Origin of the sequence: Zafaria sp. Z1313, assembly GCF_050563205.1 — a bacterium.
Taxonomy (GTDB): domain Bacteria; phylum Actinomycetota; class Actinomycetes; order Actinomycetales; family Micrococcaceae; genus JAZDCJ01.
Map to the genome: position 1 here is coordinate 254,480 of NZ_JBNWUK010000001.1, position 20,441 is coordinate 274,920.

General features: G+C 72.3%; 12 protein-coding genes. 8 read left to right on the forward strand and 4 right to left on the reverse strand.

The window, feature by feature from the left end; genetic code table 11:
- Positions 1 to 107: 107 nt before the first annotated feature.
- From ACQ3I4_RS01160 to ACQ3I4_RS01175, 4 genes are all read right to left on the reverse strand, one after another.
- Positions 108 to 1,469 carry a dicarboxylate/amino acid:cation symporter gene (locus ACQ3I4_RS01160; protein ID WP_329859906.1) on the reverse strand — a complete coding sequence of 454 codons (1,362 nt, stop codon included), beginning with the start codon at positions 1,467 to 1,469 and terminating at the stop codon, positions 108 to 110.
- A 249-nt stretch (positions 1,470 to 1,718) separates the two neighbouring features.
- Positions 1,719 to 3,410 (reverse strand): DUF885 domain-containing protein, encoded by a 1,692-nt coding sequence (locus ACQ3I4_RS01165; protein ID WP_329859822.1) that lies wholly within the window; start codon positions 3,408 to 3,410, stop codon positions 1,719 to 1,721.
- Positions 3,411 to 3,486: 76 nt separating this feature from the next.
- Positions 3,487 to 3,723: an acyl-CoA carboxylase subunit epsilon gene (locus ACQ3I4_RS01170; RefSeq protein WP_329859824.1), complete on the reverse strand. Its 237-nt coding sequence runs from the start codon at positions 3,721 to 3,723 to the stop codon at positions 3,487 to 3,489.
- Positions 3,724 to 3,749: 26 nt separating this feature from the next.
- Positions 3,750 to 5,363: an acyl-CoA carboxylase subunit beta gene (locus ACQ3I4_RS01175; protein ID WP_329859825.1), complete on the reverse strand. Its 1,614-nt coding sequence runs from the start codon at positions 5,361 to 5,363 to the stop codon at positions 3,750 to 3,752.
- A 197-nt stretch (positions 5,364 to 5,560) separates the two neighbouring features.
- On the opposite strand from ACQ3I4_RS01175, the gene ACQ3I4_RS01180 reads away from it, so the two are divergent.
- The 8 genes from ACQ3I4_RS01180 (at position 5,561) to ACQ3I4_RS01215 (ending at position 20,439) form a co-directional block, all read left to right on the forward strand.
- The gene (locus tag ACQ3I4_RS01180) at positions 5,561 to 6,418 is read left to right on the forward strand and encodes an SDR family oxidoreductase (protein ID WP_329859826.1); all 858 of its coding nucleotides are present in this window, start codon (positions 5,561 to 5,563) and stop codon (positions 6,416 to 6,418) included.
- A gap of 32 nt (positions 6,419 to 6,450) precedes the next feature.
- Positions 6,451 to 7,305 (forward strand): biotin--[acetyl-CoA-carboxylase] ligase, encoded by an 855-nt coding sequence (locus ACQ3I4_RS01185; RefSeq protein WP_329859828.1) that lies wholly within the window; start codon positions 6,451 to 6,453, stop codon positions 7,303 to 7,305.
- 55 nt (positions 7,306 to 7,360) lie between these two features.
- Entirely contained in the window at positions 7,361 to 7,921 is a 561-nt protein-coding gene (locus ACQ3I4_RS01190) for a PH domain-containing protein (protein WP_329859829.1), read from the forward strand.
- Complete coding sequence (locus ACQ3I4_RS01195; protein WP_430632659.1) at positions 7,914 to 9,278, forward strand: adenylate/guanylate cyclase domain-containing protein; 1,365 nt, start codon at positions 7,914 to 7,916, stop codon at positions 9,276 to 9,278. The genes ACQ3I4_RS01190 and ACQ3I4_RS01195 overlap by 8 nt, the downstream gene beginning before the upstream one ends.
- Before the next feature lie 141 nt (positions 9,279 to 9,419).
- Positions 9,420 to 15,548: an Ig-like domain-containing protein gene (locus tag ACQ3I4_RS01200; RefSeq protein ID WP_430632660.1), complete on the forward strand. Its 6,129-nt coding sequence runs from the start codon at positions 9,420 to 9,422 to the stop codon at positions 15,546 to 15,548.
- A gap of 32 nt (positions 15,549 to 15,580) precedes the next feature.
- Positions 15,581 to 16,558: an AAA family ATPase gene (locus tag ACQ3I4_RS01205; protein ID WP_329859835.1), complete on the forward strand. Its 978-nt coding sequence runs from the start codon at positions 15,581 to 15,583 to the stop codon at positions 16,556 to 16,558.
- A 54-nt stretch (positions 16,559 to 16,612) separates the two neighbouring features.
- Positions 16,613 to 18,067 (forward strand): DUF58 domain-containing protein, encoded by a 1,455-nt coding sequence (locus ACQ3I4_RS01210; protein ID WP_329859837.1) that lies wholly within the window; start codon positions 16,613 to 16,615, stop codon positions 18,065 to 18,067.
- Complete coding sequence (locus ACQ3I4_RS01215; protein ID WP_329859839.1) at positions 18,064 to 20,439, forward strand: transglutaminase-like domain-containing protein; 2,376 nt, start codon at positions 18,064 to 18,066, stop codon at positions 20,437 to 20,439. The genes ACQ3I4_RS01210 and ACQ3I4_RS01215 overlap by 4 nt, the downstream gene beginning before the upstream one ends.
- The last annotated feature ends 2 nt before the right edge of the window (positions 20,440 to 20,441 follow it).

Below are 20,441 nucleotides of genomic sequence, written 5' to 3' on the forward strand. Positions count from 1 at the left end.
GCTTGCGCCGGGCCGCCGGGGACCGGGTACGACGATGGCGCCGCGCCTTCGGGGGAAGGCGCGGCGCCGCGGTGCCGGGATGGGACGACGTGGGACGGCGTCCCGGGTCAGCGGGTGGAGGCGGCTTCGGCTTCCGCGTTGGCCTCGGCTCCCGCTTCCCGCGCCGGGGCGGAGTCGTCGGAGAACGGGTCGCCGCCGCGGGGCGCGTTGTAGAGCTCCATGTCGAGGATGCCCTCGCGCTTCGCGACGATCGCCGGGACGAGGGCCTGGCCCGCGACGTTGACGGCGGTGCGACCCATGTCCAGGATCGGGTCCACGGCGAGCAGGAGGCCGACGCCGGCCAGCGGCAGGCCGAGCGTGGACAGGGTCAGCGTCAGCATGACGACGGCGCCCGTCGTCCCGGCGGTCGCCGCGGATCCCAGGACCGAGACGAGGGCGATGAGCAGATATTGGCCGAGGTCCAGCTCGATCCCGAAGAACTGGGCCACGAAGATGGCCGAGATGGCGGGGTAGATCGAGGCGCAGCCGTCCATCTTGGTCGTCGCGCCGAGCGGGACGGCGAAGGCCGCGTAGCCGGACGGCACGCCGAGGTTCCGCTCGGTCACGCGCTGCGTGAGCGGCAGCGTGCCGATCGAGGAGCGGGAGACGAAGGCGAGCTGGACGGCGGGCCAGACGCCCGTGAAGTACTGGCGCACGCCGAGCCCGTGGGCGCGGACGAGGACGGGGTAGACGACCAACAGGACCAGGGCCAGTCCCGCGTAGACGGCTGCGGTGAAGCGGCCGAGGGCGCCGATCGTGTCCCAGCCGTAGGTGGCGGTGGCGTTGCCGATGAGCCCGACCGTGCCGATCGGCGCGATCCGGATGATCCACCACAGCACCTTCTGGATCACGGCGAGGATCGAGGCGCTGAACGCGAGGAACGGCTCGGCGGCGCGCCCGACCTTGAGGGCCGCGATGCCGACGGCGACGGCGATGACGAGGACCTGCAGGACGTTGAAGCTCACCGAGGTCGTGACGGCGCCCGAGTCGGCGACGCTGGAGCTCGCGCCGAGGCCCAGGAAGTTGCCCGGCACGAGGCCCGTCAGGAAGGCCCACCAGTCGCCGGTCCGGCCCGTGTACTCGGCCGGCGCCTCCTGGCCCGTGTTGGCGCCCGGGCGGAGCACGATCCCGAGGGCGATGCCGATCACGACCGTGACGAAGGCCGTGATGGCGAACCAGAGCAGCGTCTTCCACGCCAGCCGGGCCGCGTTGGCGAGCTGCGAGAGGTTGGCGATCGAGGCGACGACGGCGAAGAAGACGAGCGGGATCACGGCCGAGCGCAGGAGGCTGACGTAGCTCGAGCCGATCACGGACAGCGTCTCGCCGAGCGCGGTCGGGGCGTCGGCGGTGTGCCCGCCCTGACGGGCCAGGAGTCCGAGGGCGACGCCGAGGACGAGGGCGGCGATGATCTGCGGGCCGAAGGAGGTCATCCAGCGGGGCAGGCGCCGGGGTGCGGTGGATTGAGTAGTCACCCGGGGACGGTAGGCGCGCACCCTACGCCCCGGCGATCCGAGATTGAGAAGTGTGACGCCGGGCCGGGTCCGGCGCGCCGGGCCGGACTGCCCGGATCCGCGGCTCCGCGCGGTTCGCGGCCCTCCGCGTGCCCAGAGGGTGTGGGCAAGCTCTCGCGGCGCCCCGCCGTCGTCCTCCGGGGGAACGACGGCGGGGCCGCGCCGGTATCAGCCGGCCGGAAGCAGGGCCCGGCGCAGGGTGTCCAGGCCGACCGATCCGAGGTTGAGCGCCTCGGTGTGGAACGCGCGCAGCTCGAACGCCTCGCCCTCGGCCTCGCGCCGGGCGTCGCGGATCTGCTCCCAGAGCCGCTGGCCGACCTTGTAGGACGGCGCCTGGCCGGGCCAGCCGAGGTACCGGGTGAACTCGAACTTCAACTGGCCCTCGGAGATGTCGAGGTGGCGGGCAAGGAAGTCGTAGCCCTTCTCGGCGGTCCAGGTCCCTTCGCCCCAGCGCGGCGGGATCTCGAGCTCGAGGTGCACGCCGATGTCGAACACGACGCGGGCCGCGCGCATCCGCTGCATGTCGAGCATGCCCAGGTGCTCTCCCGGGTCGGAGAGGTAGCCGAGCTCGAGCATGAGCCGCTCGGCGTAGAGGGCCCAGCCCTCCCCGTGGCCGGAGACCCAGCAGGCGTTGCGCCGCCAGTTGTTCAGGGTGTCCTTGCGGTACGTGGCCGTGGCGACCTGCAGGTGGTGGCCCGGGACGCCCTCGTGGTACACGGTCGTCGTCTCGGCCCACGTCGTGAACTCGTCCTCGCCGGCCGGGACGGACCACCACATGCGGCCCGGCCGCGAGAAGTCGTCGGAGGGGCCCGTGTAGTAGATGCCGCCCTCCTGGGTCGGGGCGATGAGGCACTCGAGGCGCTCCATGGCCTCGGGGATGTCGAAGTGGACGCCCTTGAGCTCGCGCACCGCGGTGTCGCTCTTGGACTGCATCCAGGCCTTGAGCGCATCGGTGCCCTTGAGCTGGCGGGCCGGATCGGCGTTGAGGACGGCCTTGGCCTCCTCGATCGAGGCGCCGGGCCTGATCTGTTCCGCGACCCGCTCCTGCTCGGCGATGATCCGGTCCAGCTCCTCGACGCCCCAGTGGTAGGTCTCCTCCAGGTCCACGGCCGCCCCGAGGAAGCGGCGGGACATGAGCGCGTAGTAGTCGCGCCCCACGGCGTCCTTCTCCCGGGCCGAGGGCAGGAGCTCCCGCTCGAGGAATCCGGCGAACGCGGAATAGGCTGCGGACGCGGCGGCGGCACCGTCGGCGAGGCGCGCTGCCGTCTCCGGCGCGACGGCTTCGCCGTCGATGTCGGCGTCGGCGGCGAGGGCGCTGAAGAAGCCGCCGTCCTTGGCGTAGTCGCGGGCCTGGCCCATGACGATCTCGACCTGGCGCCTGGCCGGGGCGTGGCCCTCGGCGAGGCTCTTGCGGTAGGACTCCGTCAGGCCCTCGAGGGCGGCCGGGACGTTGGCGAGGCGGCCCGCGATGTGTCCCCACTGCTCCTCGGTGTCGGTGGGCATGAGGTCGAAGACGGCGCGGATCTCCTGCGAGCCCGAGGCGATGTTGTTCAGCTCGGTGATGCCCGTGGCGTGGATCTCCACCTCGAGGCCGAGCCGCTCGCGCATCGCGTCCAGGGTGGTGCGGTCGATCGCGTCGACGGGCTCGAGCCCCTCGAGGGCGGCCAGCGCCTCGCGCGCGGCGGCGTCGAAGGCCGCGACGCCCTCGGGGGAGAGGTCCGAGTACTCCGTCTCCCGCCCCGGCACTCCGAGCGTCGTGGCGAAGTCGGGGGCGAGCTCCAGGAGGCGGGCGAAGTAGGCGTCGGCGACGGCGTCGATGGCGGTGGGCGTGCGGCCGCCCTCGGCTGTGATGTGGGTCATGGGAGAACCCTACCGCGATGTGAAGCCTGTGTTGAAGGCTTGTGCCGGCGGGATCCTCCGGGTCCGACCCGCGGCGCTAGAAGCGGCCGCTGCGCCACGCGCCCGGCATCGCCGGGAGCTGGCGGCCGCGCCGGACCTGGCCGCGGAGCCGCTCGCGGCGTCCCGGCGCCGGGGCGTCCCCGGGGGCGTCGTCGGCCCCGAGCCCCAGGACGACGGCGGTGAGCGCCGCGAGTTCCTCGGGCGTGGGCTCGCCCTTGACGACGCGCAGGAGCGGTTGCTCCGGCGCGTCGGTGGTGCCGTTTCCGTGCTGCACGGTCTCTCCTTTCGGGGTGGGGATGGTCAGAGCGGCATGTTGCCGTGCTTCTTGGCCGGAAGCGAGGCGTGCTTGTCGCGCAGGGCCCGCAGCCCGCGGACGACGTGCAGGCGCGTGTCCGACGGGGCGATGACGGCGTCGACGTAGCCTAGCTCGGCGGCCTGGTAGGGGTTGAGCAGCTCGGCCTCGTAGCCCTCGATGATCTCCGTGCGCCGCGCCTCGACGTCGCCGCCGGCGGCCTCGACGGCCGCGAGGTCGCGGCGGTAGAGGATGTTGACGGCGCCCTGGGCCCCCATGACGCCGATCTGCGCCGTCGGCCAGGCGAGGTTGATGTCGGCGCCGAGCTTCTTGGAGCCCATGACGATGTAGGCGCCGCCGTAGGCCTTGCGCGTGATGACGGTCAGCTTCGGGACCGTGGCCTCGGCGTAGGCGAAGAGCAGCTTGGCGCCGCGGCGGATGATGCCCTGGAACTCCTGGTCCTTGCCGGGCAGGAAGCCGGGGACGTCGACCAGCGTCAGGATCGGCAGGCCGAACGCGTCGCAATTGCGCACGAAGCGGGCGGCCTTTTCCGAGGCGGCGATGTCGAGGGTGCCGGCGAACTGCATGGGCTGGTTGGCGACGATCCCGATGCTGCGGCCCTCGACGCGGGCGTAGCCGATGATCACGTTGGGCGCGTAGAGGGACTGCATCTCGAGGAAGGCGCCGTCGTCGACGATGTGCCCGATCACGGTGCGCATGTCGTAGGGCTGGTTCGCGGAGTCGGGGATCAGCGCGTCGAGCTCGAGGTCGGCCGCCGTGAGCTCGGGCTCCTCCTCGAAGTCCTCGACCGGCGGCTCGGTGAGGTTGTTGGAGGGGAGGTGGTCCAGGAGCTCCTTGACGAACTCGATTGCGTCGGCCTCGTCGGAGGCGAGGTAGCTCGCCGTGCCCGTCGTCGAGTTGTGCTGGCGCGCCCCGCCGAGCGTCTCCATGTCCACTTCCTCGCCCGTGACGGTCTTGATGACGTCCGGGCCGGTGATGAACATGTGGCTCGTCTTGTCCACCATGACGACGTAGTCGGTCAGGGCGGGGGAGTAGGCGGCGCCGCCGGCGCACGGGCCCATGATGAGGGAGATCTGGGGGACGACGCCGGAGGCGTGGACGTTGTTGCGGAAGATGTCCGCGAACATGGCCAGCGAGGCGACGCCTTCCTGGATGCGCGCGCCGCCGCCGTCGTTGATGCCGACCACGGGGCAGCCGTTGCGCAGCGCGAACTCCTGGACCTTGACGATCTTCTCGCCGTTGACCTGGCTCAGCGATCCGCCGTAGACGGAGAAGTCCTGGGAGTAGACGGCGACCTGGCGCCCGTCGACCGTTCCGTAGCCGGAGACGACGCCGTCGCCGAGCGGCTTCTTCTTTTCCATGCCGAAGGCCGAGGTGCGGTGCACGGCGAGGGCGTCGAACTCCACGAACGAGCCCTCGTCGAGCAGCATGGCGATCCGCTCCCGGGCCGTGTTCTTGCCGCGGGCGTGGTGCTTGTCGACGGCCTCCTGGCCCGACGGCAGCAGGGACAGTGCCTCGCGCCGGCGGAACTCGGCGATCTTTCCCGCCGTGGTGCTCAGGTCGATCGCCGCGGCCTTGACCTCGGTGCCGGTTTCGCTCATGCCGGTGGCTCCCGTCTGGTGGATGTCGTAGGAATGGCACAACGCGCATGCCGTCCTCGCCAGTCTAGTGAGCCGTTTTGAGGCGCCCGCTGTAGGAACCCTACAAAATAGCCCCCGCCCCGTGGGCCCGCTGCCGCGCGGAAACCGTTATTACCCACGGGTAACATTTGCTGCGGTTCTCGCGTAGCCTAGTCCGCATGAGCGAACACCCCCACGCATCCGACGCCCCCTCCGGCCCGCTCTCGGGCCGCACCGTGCTGATGAGCGGCGGCAGCCGCGGCATCGGCCTGGCCATCGCCGTGGCCGCCGCGCGCCAGGGGGCCGACGTCGCCCTCATGGCCAAGACCGACGCGCCGCATCCCACCCTCGAGGGAACGGTCCACACCGCGGCGGCCGCGATCGAGGCGGCCGGCGGAGGCGCGCTCGCCCTCGTCGGCGACGTCCGCAGCGACGACGACGTCCAGCGTGCCGTCGACGCCACGCTCGAGCGCTTCGGCCGGATCGACGTCGTCGTGAACAACGCGTCCGCGATCGACCTCTCCTCGACGCCGGACGTGTCGATGAAGCGCTACGACCTGATGCAGGACATCAACGTCCGCGGCACGTTCCTGTTGTCCAAGCTCGCGATCCCCGCCCTGCGGGCCTCGGACAACGCCCACATCCTCACCCTCTCCCCGCCGCTGAACCTGGACCCGAAGTGGGCCGGGGCCCACCTCGCGTACACGATGGCCAAGTACGGGATGAGCCTGACCACCCTGGGCCTCGCGGAGGAGCTGCGCGCCGACGGGATCGCCGTGAACTCCCTGTGGCCCGCGACGCTCGTGGACACGGCAGCCATCCGGGCGATGCCGGGCGGCGAGCGGCTCATCCAGGCCGCCCGCACGCCTCAGATCGTCGCCGACGCCGCCGTGGCCGTCCTGGCCCGTCCCGCCTCCGGCTGCACCGGGAACTTCTTCACCGACGAGCAGGTGCTCGCGGAAGAGGGGATCACCGACCTCGAGGCCTACCGCTCCGGACCGGCCGGGGCGCCGCTCGTTCCCGACATCTTCCTCTGAGGCCCGCGCCCCGAGCGCCTAGTCTGGAGTCCATGAACGCGACCCCCCAGCGCCCGCCCCTCGACGCCGACGCCCTCCGCGGTGCCCTGCTGGCGCCCGACGGACCGTACGCCCGCATCGAGACCGTGGCCGAGACCGGATCGACCAATGCCGACCTCGCCGCCGCTGCCGGCTCGGAGCCGGGTGCGTGGCCGGACCTGTCGGTGCTCGCGAGCGACTTCCAGTCCACGGGGCGCGGCCGGCTCGAGCGCGGGTGGTCCGCGCCGCCGCGCAGCTCGCTCGCGGTCTCGGTCCTCTTCCGGCCTTCCCTCGGCGGGGCCCCGCTGCCCGCGGAGTCCTACGGCTGGCTCTCCATGCTCTGCGCGCTCGGGCTCGCCGAGGCGATCGGCGACTGCACGGGCCTCGACGCCCGCGTCAAGTGGCCCAACGACGTCCTCGTCGGCGGGCGGAAGGTCGCCGGCATCCTCGCGCAGCTCGTCCCCGCCGGACCGCTCCCGGCCGTCGTCGTCGGCGCCGGGGTCAACGTCCTGCTCACCGCCGACGAGCTGCCCGTGCCCACCGCCACGAGCCTGGCGCTCGAGGGCGCCACGGCCGGCACCACCGCGGTGCTCACCGCGTACCTGCGCACCACCGCCCGGCTCTACCGGGGATTCCTCTCCGACGGCGCGGACCCGGCGGCCGGTCTACGCGACGCCGTGGCAGCGCGGATGGCGACCCTCGGGGCGGCCGTGCGCGCCGAGCTGCCGGGCGGCGTCGTCCTCGAGGGCACGGCGGATTCCCTCGAGGACGACGGCGGACTCGGACTGGCGCTCGCGGGCGGCGGCCGCGAGGTGGTCCGGGCCGGGGACGTCGTCCACTTGCGCCGTGCCGACGGACGCTATGCCTGAGCCCGGGGCCGCCGGGCCCGCCTAGACTTGGAGCGAGAGCGGGAGGAGCCGGGACGTGCGGATCAGGTTGGCCGAGGGCGAGCGGGTGATCGCCAAGACGCGGGCGCATCCCGCGGTCCTGGCGCGCCCCGTCGTCGTCCTGCTCCTGCTGGTCCCGGCGACCACGGCGGCCCTCGGATGGCTGAGCCGCGACGGGCTTCCCGAACCGGTCTCGCAGCTGCGCGAGGTGCTGCCCGCCGCGACCGCGGTCCTCGGTGCCCTGCTGGTGCTGTGGTGGTGTGCGTGGCCGGCCTGGCGTTGGATCCGCACGTGGACGTACCTGACGAACCGGCGCGTCGTGCTCCGGCGCGGCCTCTCGTCGCGGCGGCAGTGGGAGGTCCCGCTCGTGCTCGTCCAGGCCGTCTACGTCCGCCAGTCCCTGATGAGGCGCGGCAGCGGCGCGGGAAACCTCTCGCTCGCGACGGCCCAGGGCAGCGCCGTGCTGCGCGACATGCCGGACGTGCACCGGCTGCGCGATCTCGTCTACGACGCCATCGAGGCCCTGCCCCGGACCGTCATGTTCGATGGTGTAGAACTGGAGACTGAACAACACATGGATTGGACGGGGAATGGCTGACTCACGGCACGGGGACGGGCACGAGCCGTTTCCCGCGACCGCTCCTCTTCCCGTGGTGGGAACCGAGGCCTCCGCGCTCCCGATCATCCCCGAGCCCGCTCCGGGCAGGGGCCGCCACGCCGCAGGGCAGGCCGACGATCCGGCCGCCGGGCAGCAAGCGGCCGACGGGTCCTGGGCCGCACCCGACGCCCCGGCGCAAGCCGCCGACGCCGCGGGCGGACGAACCGGAGACCACGTCGCGGAGACGCCCGGACGGCTCAGCGAGGAGGCGGGGCCGTTCACCCGGGCGCTGCCGCTCGCCCAGGGTCTGGCCCGCGAGGCCGTCAAGGAGTCCGCGAAGGACCTCGAACGCCGCCTGCTCGGCGCCGAACGCACCCTGAGGCGGCGTGACGTCGTCGCCGGGGCCGGCGTGTCGCTGCTCAGCGCGCGCAAGCTGTGGAGGGCGCTGGGCTTCCCCAACCTGGGGGACGACGACGTCGCGTTCACCGAGGGCGACCGCGAGGCGCTCCTGACGATCGTCGGCAACGTCCGCAGCGGGCTGCTCACGGAGGAGGCCGCGATCTCGATCACGCGTGCGATCGGCCAGATGACCGACCGCATGGTCGTGTGGCAGATCGAGGCCCTCGTCGAGGACATGGTGCAGAACGAGGGGCTGAGCGACCCGGAGGCCCGCCGCCGGCTCGTGAGCCTGTTGCCGGACCTCATCGGGCCCATGGAGGAGATCCTCGTCTACTCCTGGCGGCGCCAGCTCAACGCCGCCGTCCACCGGCTCGGCGTCCGGGCCGAGTCCGGGCTCGCGTCCTCGAGCGCCGGACGGGACGGCTCGGAGGACGACGCCCCCCTGCCCCTCGCCCGCGCCGTGGGCTTCGCCGACCTCGTCTCCTATACGAGCCTCTCGCGCCGGATGAACGAGCGCACCCTCGCGCAGCTCGTGCAGCGCTTCGAGAACAAGTGCGCGGAGATCATCTCCGTCGGCGGCGGCCGGCTCGTGAAGACCATCGGCGACGAGGTCCTCTTCGTCGCCGAGACCCCGCAGGCCGGGGCCCGGATCTCGCTGACCCTCTCGCAGGAGTTCGCCCGCGACGAGGTGCTGCCCAACACGCGCGTGTCGATGGTCTGGGGCCGCATTCTGTCCCGGCTCGGTGACGTCTACGGCCCCACCGTCAACCTGGCGGCGCGCCTCACGGCCCTGGCCGAGCCGGGGACCGTCCTGACGGACTCGCTGACGGCCGCGACGCTCGCCGACGACGAGCGGTTCGTCCTGCAGCCGCAGGAGACCACCCAGGTGCGCGGCTTCGGCGACATCAACCCCGTCGTGCTCGCCCCGGGCCGGGGATCCGCCCTCGATCTCGACTGAGCCGGGCCGGCTCCCGGCCGGCGCCCCGGAGCGCATGGGGAGTCCTCCCCATCGTGGCCGGTTCCTCCATCGGTTAGAATCGAACGCGTTTGACGCCGCAGCGGGTTCCGCACCGCGGTCGACGAAGACGACGTGGGGGTAATGAGCATGTCCCGATGGGGAGCGGCACCGGGCAAGTCCACCGGTTTCAAGGCCGCCGCGGTCACCGCGGCCACGGCCTTGGCGGTGACCGGGGCGATCATCTATCCCGGCTTCGAGACGGCGGACGTCGACCTGAACGACGGCGGCGTGTGGGTCGTGAACAAGACCCTGAACAAGGTCGGCCACCTCAACTACCAGTCCCAGGTGCTGGACGGCGGCGTGCTGACCCCGCTGCCGAACTACGATCTGGCGCAAGAGGCGGACCGCGTCTTCGTCCGCAACCTCGAGCAGGCCTCCCTCACGACGATCGACCCGGCCATGGTGCAGTTCACCGACGACAACGCCATGCCCGCCAACTCCACCTTCTCCTTCGGCCGGGACGTCGTCGCCGTCACCGACTCAGAGCGCGGCATCGTCTACGCGAGCCGCACCGAGGGGCTCAGCGGCTTCGCGGCGGAGGACGGGGAACCGCTCCTCGACGCCGAAGGCCGCGTGCTCGCCGAGGTCGGAACGGACGGCACCGTCTGGGTCGCCGACCTCGGGGCCGACATGTTCCGCGGCTACACCGTGGCCGAGGACGGCACCGCGAGCCCCGCGGGCGAGAAGGAGGTCGAGGGCCTGTCCACGCTCGCCGAGCCGCAGCTGACCGTCGTCGGGGACACCGCCGTCGTCTTCGACGCCGCCTCGGGCGACCTGCTGACGTCCGAGGGCCGCCGCGGCAGCGTCGTGGACCCCGCGGGCGGCCGTCTCCAGGCCCCCGGGCCGGAGTCCGACGGCGTGGCCGTCGCCCTCGGCAACAAGCTCGCCGTCGCACCGCTCGGCGGGGGAGAGGCAGCCTATCTGCCGCTTGAATCCAACGGCACGCCGATCCAGCCGGTGCGGGTCGCCGGCTGCACGTATGCCGCGTGGCAGGGCAGCGCCCAGTACGTGCGGGACTGCGACGACGACGCGCACGACGACGCCGCGCAGATCCCGGGCCTCGACGGCTCGGCGGAGCTCCAGTTCCGCGTCAACCGCGACGTCGTGGTGCTCAACGACGTCTCGAGCGGGCAGGTCTGGCTCGTCAACGAGGGCATGCAGGTCGTGAACAACTGGTCCGACCTCGAGCCGCCCAAGGGCAAGGGCGAGTCGACGAAGGAGGACTCGAAGGAGATCACCGACGCGATCGAGCTGCCCAATCGGACCGAGGAGAACAAGAAGCCCATCACCAAGCCGGACAACTTCGGCGTCCGGGCCGGCCGCACGACGGCGCTCCCGGTCCTCTTCAACGACGTCGACCCCGACGGCGACCTGCTCGTGGCCAAGCTCGAGGGGAAGCAGCCGTCCATCGGCACCCTCCAGGGCATCTACAACGGCACGGGCTTCCAGCTCGTCGTCCCCGAGGACGCGAGCGGTTCGACGTCGTTCACCTACATGGCCTCCGACGGCCGCGGCGGGGACACGCCCGGGCAGGTGACGGTGCGCGTCGTCCCCGAGGACCAGAACAGCGCTCCCGTCCAGGAGCGCGTGACGACCCTGCGCGTGCAGCAGGGCGGGTCCGTGACGCAGAACGTGCTCACCGACTGGTCTGACCCCGACGGCGACGACCTCCAGCTCCTCGGCGGGGCGAGCCCCGACAACGACACGATCCGGGTCCGCCCCGACGGCTCGCTGACCTATCAGGACAGCGGCAAGACGGTCGGCCAGAAGGACGTCACGATCCAGGTCTCCGACGGGCGCGAGGGCACCCAGGGGCGCATCGTCGTCGAGGTCCTCGCCAAGTCCTCCATCCCGCCCGTGCCGTCGACGGACCACGTCGTCGCCAACGTCGGCGAGGAGATCACCTTCTCGCCGCTCGACAACGACTCCGACCCCTCCGGTTCCGGACTGCGCCTGGCCAGCATCGACTCCGTCGACGGCGTCGACCTGGCCGCCAACACGGAGACCGGGACGGTCACCCTGCGCGGGACGCGGACCGGGACGTTCTACGCCAAGTACGTGGCCACCAACGGCCCCTCCAGCGCCCCCGGGCTCGTGCGGATCGACATCCGCGACCCCGAGAGCAACACCGGCAACCCCGTGGCCGTGCGCGACGTCGCGCTGCTGCCGGCTGGCGGCGACGTCCTCGTCAACGTCCTCGGCAACGACACCGATCCGGCGGGCGGCGTCCTGGTCCTGACCGGTACGGACGTGCCCGAGGGGGCGCCGTACGGCGTCTCCGTGGAGCGGAACAGCTTCGTGCGGATCAGCGACGTGCGCGGCCTCACGGACACCTCGACCGTCCACTACTCGGTCTCCAATGGCACCGGCGTCTCGACGGGCGAGATCACGGTCATCCCCGTCCCGGCCCCGCCCCGGCTGGACCCGCCGCGCCCCAACCCGGACACCGTCGTCGTCCGCGCCGGCGACGTGGCCACCGTCAACGTGCTGGACAACGACATCCACCCCAACGGCGCGGAGCTCACGCTGCGCCCGCAGCTGAAGGAGGCCGACGACATCGGCGAGGGCTCGCTCGTCTCCGTCGCCGACGAGACCGTGCGCTTCCGCGCCGGGGAGTTCGACGGCAAGCCACGCCAGGTCTCGGTCGTCTACACCGTCGCGGGCCCCGACGGCCAGGAGGCCAACGCCCGCGTCACGTTCCAGGTCCAGCCGCAGGACCTGGAGAAGAACGCCCCGCCCAACCCCGTCCAGGTGGAGGGCCGGGTCTTCGCCGGCGGCACGACCGTCATTGACGTCCCGCTCGGCGGGATCGACCCGGACGGCGACTCCGTCTCCCTCGTCCAGCTCGGCACGGCACCGCGGCTCGGCAACGCCGTGGTCCGCGGCGGTGCGATCGAGTACACCGCCGGACAGGAGTCCAGCGGCACAGATGCGTTCAGCTACGTCGTCGAGGACCGGCACGGCGCCCGGGCCACCGGCACCGCGATGGTCGGCATCGCCCCGCTGTCCACGACCAACAACCCGCCCGTCGCCGCCAACGACTCGATCACGGTCCGTCCGGACCGCCCCGTCGCCGTCGACGTCCTGGCCAACGACTCCGATCCCGACGGCGACCGCGTGACGCTCGTCGACGACCTCTCGACCTCCGACGGCGTCGACGCCGAGGTCTCCGAGGGGCGCATCGTCGTGACCTCACCGCCGGAGAAGGGCTCCCTCTCCGTCCGCTACAAGATCACCGACGGCCGCGGGGGAACGGCCTCGGCGACCCTGACGGTCCAGTCCGATCCCGAGGCCGAGCTGCTCGCCCCGATCGCCCGCGACGACCGCGCGTCCCTCCAGGAGACCGTCGGCAAGGAGGAGGTCACGCTCGCGATCCTCGAGAACGACGAGGACCCCGACGGCCGGATCTCCGACCTCGAGATCACCCTCCCGGACAACCCGGCGACGACGCGGATCGTCGACCGCAAGCTCGCCGTGCAGGTCCAGGCGAACGCCCAGGTCGTCGCCTACACCATCACCGACGTCGACGGCGGCTCGTCTACCGCGTTCGTCCACGTGCCGGGATCAGGCGAGGCCCGGCCCGTGCTCAAGAGCGACACGCCGCTCGAGGTCATGGCCGGAGAGGTCCTGCCGCTGAAGCTGCCCGAGCTCGTCCAGGTCCGCGACGGGCGCAGCGCGCGCGTCACCGCCGAGGACAAGGTCCGTGCCGTCCCCGAGAACCAGGGACCGCTCGTCCTCTCCGCCACGGAGCTCGCCTTCAAGTCGGCCGACGACTACGCCGGGCCGGCCTCCGTCACGGTCGAGGTCACCGACGGCACGGGCCCCGACGATTCCGACGGGCTCACGGCCGTGCTCTCCATCCCCGTCAAGGTGCTTCCGCGCCCCGAGGAGAACCGGCCGCCGACGCTGCAGTCCAACTCGATGCAGATCGCCCAGGGCGAGGACGCCGAGCGGCTCGACCTCCTCGCCTCGGCCAGCGACCCCGACGAAGGAGACCTCGAGAAGCTCGTCTTCAAGCTCCTCGACTCCGAGCTGCCCGGCATCGACGTCGCCCTCGTCGACGGGCGCTACCTGACGGCCTCGGCCCCGGCGCAGACCCCCAAGGGAACCACGGGGACCGTCACCGTCAGCGTCGAGGACGAGGACAACCCGCCGGTCACCGCCACGGTCGCGATCACGGTCCTGGCCTCCAACCGCGAACTCCCGGTCGCCGTCGACGACGTCGTGGCCGACGCCCACCAGGGCCGGACCGAGATCGTGGACGTGCTGCGCAACGACCACAACCCCTACGCCGGCGAGGGCGATCTGACGATCGTCGACGCCTACAATGGCGGAGGTGGCACGGGAGGCGACGGCGGCGTCGAGATCCGTGGGCGGCAGCTCGCGATCACGCCGGGAGAGGCGTTCGTGGGCACCATGACGGTGCAGTACACGATCGGCGACATCACCGAGGACCCGGACCGCTACGTCACGGGCAACGTCACGCTCAACGTCAAGGGGCGGCCCGAGGCGCCGGGGCTGCCGCGCGTCGAATCGACGGGAGACCGGCAGGCCGTGCTGAGCTGGGACGCCCCGGCGAACAACGGGTCCCCGATCGAGTACTACACGGTGCGCGGCTCCGGATTCGAGCAGCGCTGCGAGTCGACGAGCTGCACGCTGGCCGGCCTGGAGAACGACAAGACGTACAACTTCACGGTCACGGCGACCAACGCCGTCAACGAGTCCGATCCCTCGGCGGCCTCCGCCGATGCGCGGCCGGACGTCGAGCCGGAGCAGCCGGCCGCTCCGACCACGACGTACGGGGACCAGCAGGTCGCCGTGCAGTGGACGACCCCGGTCAGCCGCGGCTCCGCCGTGAGCGGATACACCCTGGAGATCTCCCCGTCACCCGCCAACGGCGTCGCCCAGGTCACGGGGATCACCGGGACCTCCTACACCTGGGAGGGGCTCACCAACGGCGTCTCCTACCAGTTCCGCGTCCAGGCCGTGAACAAGGCCGACAAGCCGTCGCTGTGGAGCAGCTATTCGGCCACGGTGATCCCCGCGGGCAGGCCGTTCCAGCCCACCGCGCCGACGGCGGTGCGGCAGGAGTCGGCCGTCGACGGCGGTGTGGTGAACGTGAACTGGAGCGCGCCGGATGACAACGGGGCGCCGTTGCAGGGCTACACGCTCGCGGTCTACGAGGGCTCGAGCCTCGTGCGGACCATCGACGGCATCGGCGCTAGCACGCGCTCCCAGACCGTGACGGGGCTGAAGACCACGGGCTCCTACAGCTTCACCGTCACGGCCCGCAACAAGGTCGGCGCCTCGCCCGAGGGGCCGCGCTCGACGGCTGTGACGCCGTACGGGCGCCCGCTCGCCTCGAGTCGGCCGACCGCCGTGGCCACGGGCCGGAACAACGAGGTCCGGCTGAACTTCACGGCCCCGGGATCCAACGGTTCTCCCATCACGGGCTACCAGTACTCGACCGACGGCGGTGCCTGGCAGTCCATTTCGGGCCCCGGTGCCGTGGTCTCGACCAACGCCAACGGCGCGGCGCACACCTGGCGGGTCCGCGCGGTCAATGCCGCCGGCGGCGGCGATCCGAGTCCGGGCTCGAACAGCACGAGCTCGTACGGCGCCCCGCGCGATGGTGGCGGACGCAGCGGTAGCAACGGCGCCCGCGGGGAAAGATCCGTGACGTTCAACTGGAACAAGAACGCGAGTGCCTATGACAACGGCCGCGCCACGGAGCTTTCGGTCTCCGTGAACCGAGGCACGCTCAACGCCTCGACGGGGCGGGTCACCGGCTTGGACTATGACCAGCAGGTCACGCTCACCGTGCGCGCCACGACCCGGCTCAACAGCGGCGACGCGGCGAGCCAGACCCAGACGTGGACGGTGAGCGCCCGGGCGGGCGCCGCCCCGCCGCCGCCCAATCCGCCGCAGCGGGAAGTCATTCTTCGCAAGGGACCCGAGTACAACGGCTACGCGGGCTGCAATCGCTACTGTCACAAGTTCGATGTCGAAGTGAAGAACTTCTCGTCGGGCCGGTATCAGGTCCAGTGCCATAACAGCAATGGCCGCTTCGACGGAGGTGGCAACTACATCCAGGTCGGATCGTCGGGCGATGCCCGGGCCGTCATGGAGTGCGTCAACGGGCGCGGCCACGCATTGCCCGTCTTTGCCGTCGTGGACGGCGTTCAATCGAACAGAGTCAGCAATTGGTGACCGGTACGCCGGCCCGGGAGGAGTACCCCACGATGACCATGACCCAGGAGCAGGCCGAATGGTTTGCCGGGACCTTTGAGAAGCTCGTCGGCAACGTCGGCAAGGCGGTGCTGGGCAAGGAGGACGTCGTCCGCCTGGTCCTGACCGCGATGCTCGCCGAGGGCCACGTCCTGCTCGAGGACGCCCCCGGCACGGGCAAGACGATGCTCGCCCGCTCGCTCTCTGCGACCGTCCAGGGCACGCACTCGCGCATCCAGTTCACGCCGGACCTGCTGCCCTCCGACGTCACCGGCATCACGATCTACGACCAGAAGACCCAGAAGTTCGAGTTCCACCGCGGACCGATCTTCGCCAACCTGGTCCTCGCGGACGAGATCAACCGGGCCTCGCCCAAGACGCAGTCGGCACTCCTCGAGGTCATGGAGGAGGGGCGGGTCACCGTGGACGGGACCACGTACCCGCAAGGCCGTCCGTTCATGGTGATCGCGACCCAGAACCCCATCGAGCAGGCCGGCACGTACCGCCTCCCCGAGGCGCAGCTCGACCGCTTCCTCATCAAGACCTCGATCGGCTATCCCGACCGCGCCTCGACCGTGCGGCTCCTCTCCGGCGCGACGACCAAGGACCGCTCCGCCGGGCTGCAGGCGATCATCACGACCCAGGCCGTCGCCGACATGGCGGACCTCGCGACCACGACGCACGTCGACGACGCCGTCCTCGACTACGTCGCGCAGTTGTGCGAGGCGACGCGCGAGGCCGCTGAGACGCGCCTCGGCGTCTCGGTCCGCGGGGCGCTCGCCATGGTCCGCGCCGCCAAGGTCTGGGCCGCGTCCGCGGGACGGAACTACGTGCTGCCCGACGACGTCAAGGAGCTCGCGCCCTTCGTCTGGACGCACCGCTTCGTCATGGATCCGGAGGCCGAGTTCGCCGGCGCCACGGCCGAGGGCGTCCTCACCCGTGTCCTGGCGGACACGCCCGCACCGCAACAGCGCGCCGAAGCCAACGCCTAGCCCCCGCGTGCCGCCCGCCCCGGGCGGCCCACGGATCCGAAGGAACCGCAGAGCATGAGCACATCCACGCAGGCCACGGGCCGGCGCGCCGCCCGGCAGCAGGACGCGGCGGCCGCGGCCGACCCCGCGGCAGCGCCCGGCCGCTCCCGCCGCGGGGCGGGACGCGGCGCCCCCTCCGGGCGCGGCGCCCGACGCCTTCCCTGGGGCCGCCCGGCGCGTCGGGCCGACGGCCCCGCCCGCCGCCCCCGGGGCAGGCTCCACCCGACGTCGCTGACGCGCGAGGCCGTGCGGCTCGCCCAGGTCACGCTCGGTCCGGCCCTGCCGCCGGCGCGCCGCTGGCTCGACCGCCACGTGGTCCCCGTCGCCTCCGTCGTCTCGCCGCTCGGCTGGCTCCTGGCCGGCCTCGTCGCCGGGCTCTCCGTGCTCGGCTCGGTGTTCGGCTGGCAGGAGGCCCGCATCGCGGCCCTCATGGGGGCGCTCCTCCTGCTGATCGCCATCGGCTTCATCCTGGGCCGCTCCGTCTACGAGGTCACCCTGGACCTGAACCGCACGCGCGTCGCCGTCGGCGACCGTGCGGTCGGCGCCATGGACGTCCGCAACGCCTCCCCGAAGCCGCTCCTGCCCTCCTCGATGGAGCTGCCCGTGGGCTCCTCCACCGCGTCCTTCCACATCCCGCGGCTCGCGGCCGGCGCCGTCCACGAGGACCTCTTCACGATCCCCACGCACCGCCGGGCCGTCATCCAGGTCGGCCCCGTCCGCTCCGTGCGTCAGGATCCCTTCTCCCTCCTGCGCCGCTACGTGAAGTGGACCGACGCCCAGGACCTGTTCGTCCACCCGCGCACCACGTCGCTGGACGGGTCGAGCTCGGGGTTCATCCGCGACCTCGAGGGCCTGCCGACGCGCGAGCTGTCCTCCTCCGACGTCTCCTTCCACGCCTTGCGGGACTACGTCGTCGGGGACGACCGCCGGCACATCCACTGGAAGTCCACCGCCCGGACCGGCGAGCTCATGGTCCGCCAGTTCGAGGAGACCCGGCGCTCCCACCTCGCGATCGCGCTCTCGACGAACACGCACGAGTACCCCCAGGAGAACGACTTCGAGCTCGCCGTCTCGGTCGCGGCGTCGATCGGGCTCCAGGCCGTGCGCGAGCAGCGCAACCTCAGCGTCATGACGCAGGCGGGACCGGCCCGCACGGAAACGGGCCGGAACCTGCTCGACGACATGACGCGGATCGAGGGCCGGCCCCGCCGGGCGACCGTCGTCGACCTGGTCCGCGGCACCGCGGACGCCGTGCCGAACGCCTCCGTGTTCTTCATGGTCACGGGCTCGCTCACGACCCCGTCCCAGTTGCGGGCCGCGGGCGTCCACGTCCCGGTCGGCGTGCGCGCCTTCGCGCTGCGCTGCGGGCACGGGCTCGAGGCCGGACGCGCGACGATCGGCGAGCTCACCGTTCTGACCATCGGCGACCTGTCCGACCTCGGCCTCGTCCTGCGCAAGGCGGCCTCGTGAGCGCCCCCACGCGGCCCCTGCGCCGCCAGCTGGTCGACGCCGCGTGCCTCTTCGCCGCGCTCGCCCTCGGGATCCTCGGCCTGCACGAGGCCTTCGGAGGCAACCCCTACTACCTCGCCGCGGGCCTCGGCGGCGCCCTCGCGGGCCTCGGGATCGCGCTCGCCAACGTGCGCCTGCGGCTGGGGATCCTGACGACGGCGGGGCTCGCCCTCGCCGCGTACCTCCTGCTCGGCACCCCGCTGGCCGCTCCCCGCGAGGCCATCGCCGGCTTCGTGCCGTCCCTCGACGCGCTCCGCACCCTGCTGGCCGGGATCGTGCTGTCGTGGAAGGACGTCCTCACCGTCTCGCCGCCCGTCGGCATCCAGGGCGGCATGCTCGTGGTCCCCTTCCTCACCGCGCTCGTGACGGGGCTCGCGGCCGGACTGACGGCCTGGCGCCTGCGCTCGGCGTTCTGGGTCGTGATCCCCGTCTCCGTGGCGTTCGTCGTCGGGATCGCGTTCGGCACCCACGCGGTGCCGCTGCCGCTGGTCCGCGGCATCCTCATGACGGTGCTCATGGTCAGCTGGCTCGCCTGGCGCCGCCACGTGGACCGCTCGGCGGGCCCCGCCCTGCGCTCGCTCAACCACGGCGAGGAGGACGTCCACGGGGCGCGCGACGGCATGCTGCGGCGGATCGCGTTCGGCGCCGTCGTGCTCGTCGTGGCCGCCGGAACGACCGCGGTCGCGGCGCCCCTGCTCGACGACCGGGACGACCGCCGCGTGCTGCGCGACATCGTGGTCCCGCCCGTGGACCTCTACGACTACCCGAGCCCGCTCATGAAGTTCCGCAGCTACGTCAAGGACAACGCGGAGCAGACCCTGCTCACGGTGACGGGGCTGCCCGACGGCGAGAGGATCCGGCTCGCCGCCCTGGACTCCTACGACGGCATGGTGCTCAACGTCGATCCCCGTTCGGGCGGCAACTTCAGCCCCGTCGGCGACGCGACGAGCGTCGCCTCGACGGCCGCCGTCGACGACGGCCGGGCGACGGGCACGCTGGGCATCGAGATCGGCGCCTACTCCGGTGTCTGGGTTCCGGGAGGAGGCCGCCTCGACGGCCTCGAGCTCGAGGGGGAACGCACGGACCAGCTGGCCCGTTCCCTCTACTACAACGCCGAGGCGGAGACGGCCCTCTCGACCATTCCACTGCAGGACGGCGACCGCTACACGGCCCACGTCGCGTTCCCGGCCCGGCCGGGGGACGACGAGCTCGCGGAGCGGGGCTTCGCCCCGTTGCGGATGCCCCGGCTGGCCAACGTGCCGCCCGCCGCGGGCGGCAAGGGCGCCGAGTTCGCGGCGTCCGGGACGAATCCGCTCGAGCGGGCCCGCGCCATCGAGGCCGTGCTGGCCAACAGCGGCTACTTCTCCAACGGCAAGGAGAACGAGGTGCCGAGCCTCTCCGGCCACGGCGCCGCCCGCATCGCCGCCCTCCTCGACGCGGAGGACATGATCGGCGACGACGAGCAGTACGCCGTCGCCATGGCGCTCATGGCCCGCGAGCAGGGCATGCCCGCCCGCGTGGTCATGGGCTTCTACCCCGAGCGCTACAACCCCGGCGGCGAGGTGGCGCTCACGGGGGCCGATGCCCACGCCTGGGTGGAGATCGCGTTCGAGGGATCGGGCTGGGTCGCCTTCGATCCGACGCCGGACAAGGACAAGGAGCCCACGCCGCCGCAGCAGGAGCCCCAGTCGGTCCCGCAGCCGCAAGTGCTGCAGCCGCCGCCCCCGCCCCAGGATCCGGCGCGGCTGCCACCGGAGACCGCCCCCGATCCGCAGGACGCCGAGGAGGAGGAGCGCGGTTTCTGGGACGTCTGGGGTCCGCTCATCACCCTGATCGGCGTCGCGCTCGTCCCGCTGGTCGCCCTGCTGATCCCGCTGCTGTTCATCGCCTGGCTCAAGCTGCGCCGGCGACGCGGCCGCTTCTCCCAGGCCGCGCCGGGCGTGCGCGTCGGGGGAGGCTGGAGCGAGGTCCTGAGCCTCGCGACGGACCTCGGCGCGCGGCCCGACGCCCGCGGCACGCGCCGGGAGAACGCGCGGGCGCTCGGAGCGGACTTCCCGCAGACCTCGGGCACCGTCCTGCTCCTGGCGGGGCGGGCCGACGGGGCCGTCTTCGGCACCACGGAGCCCTCCGAGGCGCAGGTCGCCGACTACTGGAACCTGGTCGACGAACAACTCGACGGGATGCGTTCATCGGTAGGCTTCTGGAAGAGGCAGCGGGCCAGGTTCTCGCCGCGGTCGCTCTTCCAGGACGCCGCGGCCGGTATCGTGGCACGTCGGAAGGCCCGCGGCGGCAACGCCGCAGGCCCCGCAGACGCACCAAGCGTGAAGGAGTAGCC